Genomic DNA, 3,277 nt, shown 5'->3' on the forward strand with positions numbered 1-3,277 from the left:
GAACGCGGCCACCCAGCGGCACGTCGAACCGGCGCGGGCGATCGCGGTCCGCCACCTCGACCGCTACCTGGAGCTGTTCACCGAGATCGCGACCGCGGCCGGAGTCGTCGATCCCGCCCTGGTCGGCCGGCAGCTACTCATGCTCCTCGAGGGAGCCACAGTGGTCGCCGACCATCACGGCCTCGGTCGCGCGGCTGCGGACGAGGCCCGTGAGGTGGCTCTCGGTCTACTGAGGGCTTAGCGGGCGACTCAGTTCCGGTAGAGGGCGGTCATCGGGCACTGGAACGGGTCGCGGGCGCGGAGGCCGACGTTGTTCAGGTAGTCGATGACGATCTTGTACGACTCGAACAGACCGACCTCGGTGTACTTGATCCCGTGCAGTTCGCAGTACTCGCGCACGATCGGACGGACCTGCTTGAGCGTCGGCCGGGGCATGCTCGGGAACAGGTGATGCTCGATCTGGTAGTTCAGCCCGCCCATCCCGAAGTCCACCAGGACGCCGCCGCGGATGTTGCGCGACATCAGCACCTGGCGGCGCAGGAAGTCCAGCTTCATCGAGGCCGGAACGAGCGGCATGCCCTTGTGGTTGGGGGCGAACGACGCACCCAGGCAGACGCCGAAGACCGCGAGCTGCAGCCCGATGAAGGCGCTGGCCTTGCCGATCGGCAGCAGAATCAACAGCACCGCCACGTAGGCGCCGAGCCGGGAGAGCACGATCGCGGCCTCGATGCGCTCCAGCCGTGATGCGTTCCTCCGCAGCAGATGCCGCAGGCTCGCCACGTGCAGGCTGAGTCCCTCCAGCGTGAGCAACGGGAAGAAGAACCAGCCCTGACGATCGCCGAGCCACTTGACCAGCCCGGTGCGCCTGGCGACGTGGTCGGGGGTGAAGGCGACCACTCCGATGGCGATGTCGGGGTCCTTGCCCAGTTGGTTGGGCGCGTTGTGGTGCTTGTTGTGCTTGTTCCGCCACCAGGTGACGCTCATCCCGGCGAGAGCGCCGGCCAGGATCCGGGCGGTCCAGTCGTTCCACGCGTTGGAGTGGAAGATCTGCCGGTGGGCGCTGTCGTGGCTCAGGAACGCGACCTGGGTCAGCACCAGCGCCAGAGCGCCTGCCATCAGCAGCTGGAACCAGGAGTCGCCCAGCAGGATGACGCCGGTCGCGACGCCGCCCAAGGCGAGCAGCACCAGCCCGATCCGGGTCCAGTAGTAGCCGTGCCGCCGCTTGAGCAGCCCGAGTTCCCGCACAGTCCTCGAGAGGTCTGTGTAGAGGCTCGCGTGTTTTTCCTGCGGGCCTTGCGGAGGAATATCGTCCGCAACGAGTTGTGACAAAAGAAACGCCCCACTCCGGAGTGCATCGGTCGGGATGCGCTACCGGGTCCAGGGCAGCGCCACGAGAAAGTGGCTGTGGACACCAACGGAACCATGCGCGAGGTCGAGAAGCAACCGCGCACCGAGTGTCACAGGAGATCCACAGCTTCAGCGGACGCCACCGTCCTCACAGCGGGCTCTCAGCGGGCGAACAGCGCCGAGGTTTGCAGGGTTCCGTCGAGGACTCCGTGCGCCACCACGCTCAGCCCCAGCCCCTTGCCGCGCGCATAGGAACGCATCGCCCCGAACGCCGCCACCGGACTCACACCGGCCCGCTCGGCGAGCATGCCCTTGGCCTGCTCGATCTCGATCCTGCTGTCCAGCGCGTGCTGGAGCTGCTCGGCGAGCACCTGGTGCCCGCGGATCTCCCGCTCGTGCAGCAGCCCGATGGTGGCGATGTCGGACAGCGCCTGGGCCAGCTTGATGTCCTGATCGGTGAGCGGTTCGGTACTCGTCCGGAACAGGTTGAGCGCACCGATCACATGGCCGCGCAGATGCAGCGGCAGCGCGTGAGCGGACGTGTAGCCTCCGGCAGCGGCCGCCGCGGCGAAGTCGGGCCACCTGCTCAGCTCGACGTTCACCACCGGTACTCCGGTGCGGAAGCACTCCGGGCAAGGTCCTTCGTCCTGCTGGAGCTCGAACAACTCGAGCAGCTCCGCCTGGTCGTCCGAGGACGCCATCACGTGCAGCAGACCGTCCTCGTCGGCGAGCATCAGCCCGGCCGCGTCGACGTCCAGTAGTTCCACGCTCACTCCGGCCAGATAGCCGAGGAAGTCGACCACCTCGAACTCCGCCACCAAGGTGTCGGCCAGTTCGATGAAGACCTGCGTGATGCGGTGTTCCCGTGACATGCCCAGCTGTCCCTTTCGAACCCCCACGATCTGTCGGCAGACAGCCTGTCAGTCGACTGCCGGTCACCTACCAGCCTGCCAGGCGGAAACTGTGATCCAGGCCACCTGAATTATCGCTTGGTCGGCCTGCCGACCGGCAGTACCGTGACCGGAACTTCACCCTCGGAGAGCGGGACCACTCCGTGCCACAACCGCCCGGTCAGCCAAGCCGCAATCCCCGACGGGGCCCAGGCCGGTCCCGTACGGTCCAGTGGGTCTGCGACCTGCTCCGCACCGAACTGCTCAGCGGCGACTGGGCCGAGGAGCCCCTGCCGGGCGAGGACGCCCTGATCCGCAAATACGGCGTCAGCCGCGGCATCATCCGGGACGTGCTCGCGATCCTGGCCGACCAGGGCATGGTCGAGCGGGTCCGCGGGGCCGGCACCTTCGCGATGGCACCGAGCGCGCTTCAGCACGAGATCGAGGTTTCCCGCGACCTGGCCCAGGAGATGAACGCCAACGGCACCCGGGTGGCGATCAGGACCACGTACGCCGCCCTGCACCCGGCGCCGTCGTTCATCGCCGAGCGGCTGGAGATCGCCGCCGGGGCAGAGGTGGTGATCCTCGAATCCGTCACGTCGCTGGACGGTTTCCCGCTCAGCATCCGCTCGGCCTTCATGCCGGCGGACCCGTTCGCGGGACTGCTGGACCGTCCGGCGTCGACGCTGAACAGGTCACCCTACGAACTGATCGCGGACCTCCTGCACGAGCCGGTCGGGGACACCGAGTTGCAGATCGGCTGCTCCGGCGCTGACCCGATCAGCGCGGGGTTCCTGCAGGTGAGCGTCGGCTTCGCCCTCCTCGACTCGAGCCGGGTGATCAGGGCGAGGGGCGGTCGGCCGCTCGAGTACAGCGTGTCCCACGCCCGTTCCGATCGGATCGTCTACTCGACAGTGATGCGTTCCTTCGGCCAGGCCAGCTAGACGCTCAAGCTTGGTGGAACGCGGGTTTCGCCGACGATGAGCATGGCGGCGCCGACCGTCAGGTAGAGCGCCACGCACAGCCCGAGCGCAGCCGCA

3 protein-coding genes and 1 pseudogene are annotated in these 3,277 nt (G+C 67.6%); 2 read left to right on the top strand and 2 right to left on the bottom strand.

Annotated features, from left to right (window positions below; genetic code table 11):
* A pseudogene (locus VFG33_RS37810) lies at nucleotides 1-241 on the top strand (TetR/AcrR family transcriptional regulator); the annotation flags it as partial.
* Nucleotides 242-249: 8 nt separating this feature from the next.
* On the opposite strand, the gene VFG33_RS37815 reads toward VFG33_RS37810, so the two are convergent.
* Both VFG33_RS37815 and VFG33_RS37820 read right to left on the bottom strand, forming a co-directional pair.
* Nucleotides 250-1,245, bottom strand: a complete 996-nt coding sequence (locus VFG33_RS37815; protein WP_325057842.1) for a fatty acid desaturase family protein — start codon at nucleotides 1,243-1,245, stop codon at nucleotides 250-252.
* A gap of 263 nt (nucleotides 1,246-1,508) precedes the next feature.
* Nucleotides 1,509-2,219, bottom strand: a complete 711-nt coding sequence (locus VFG33_RS37820; protein WP_325057843.1) for a GAF and ANTAR domain-containing protein — start codon at nucleotides 2,217-2,219, stop codon at nucleotides 1,509-1,511.
* A 182-nt stretch (nucleotides 2,220-2,401) separates the two neighbouring features.
* On the opposite strand from VFG33_RS37820, the gene VFG33_RS37825 reads away from it, so the two are divergent.
* Entirely contained in the window at nucleotides 2,402-3,181 is a 780-nt protein-coding gene (locus VFG33_RS37825; RefSeq protein ID WP_325057844.1) for a GntR family transcriptional regulator, read from the top strand.
* The last annotated feature ends 96 nt before the right edge of the window (nucleotides 3,182-3,277 follow it).

The organism is Kribbella sp., from assembly GCF_035687465.1.
Classification (GTDB): Bacteria; Actinomycetota; Actinomycetes; order Propionibacteriales; family Kribbellaceae; genus Kribbella.